Source organism: Nonomuraea sp. B12E4 (assembly GCF_039871825.1).
GTDB lineage: Bacteria > Actinomycetota > Actinomycetes > Streptosporangiales > Streptosporangiaceae > Nonomuraea.
Window position 1 is genome coordinate 1 of sequence record NZ_JBDPME010000097.1, and the last position, 706, is coordinate 706.

General features: G+C 69.1%; 1 protein-coding gene. It reads right to left on the reverse strand.

The window, feature by feature from the left end:
* A partial coding sequence (locus tag ABGB18_RS49385) for an AMP-binding protein (RefSeq protein WP_347702668.1) occupies positions 1-706 on the reverse strand: 706 nt, incomplete at both ends.

The following is a 706-nucleotide window of genomic DNA, read 5'->3' on the forward strand; positions in this document are numbered from 1 at the left end:
TCGGCGGTGAGGGCGGGGCGGTCGTGGTAGCCGCGGGCGAGCTGGACGCCGGCGATGTAGAGCTCGCCGGGGACGTTGGGCGGCAGTGGCCGCAGATGCTGGTCCAGCACGTACATCTGGGTGTTCCGGATCGGGCGGCCCAGGGTCACCTGAGCACCTTCCGCCAGGTCTTCGGACGTCGCCCACACGGTGGCCTCGGTCGGGCCGTACATCACGGTCACCCCGGCGCTGTTGGCGCACATCGCCTCCGCGACGTCCGCGGGCAGCCGTTCGCCCCCCACGATCATCCGGACGCCGGCCATGGCCGGCTCCGTCACCACCGTGTTCCACCAGGACGGCGTGCCCTGCACGACCGTCACACCGTGCCTCTTGACCCAATCACCGACCTGGCTCGGGTTCTTCACCACCTCACGCGGAGCGATCACGACCGACGCGCCCGCCAGCAGCGGTGCGTACAGCTCAAGGGCCGCGATGTCGAAGCCCACAGTGGTGATCGCGAGAAGCCTGTCGTCAGGCGTGAGCGCCAAGCGGGCGTCCATGTCGCTCAGGAAGTTGTCCAGTGACTGCCGGCTGATCATCACGCCTTTGGGCCGGCCGGTGGAGCCGGAGGTGTAGATGAGGTAGGCGGTGTGGTGGGGGTGTGGGGTGGTGTTGGGGTTGGTGGTGGGTTGGGCGGTGATGCCGGGGTCGTCGTGGTGGAGGGTTG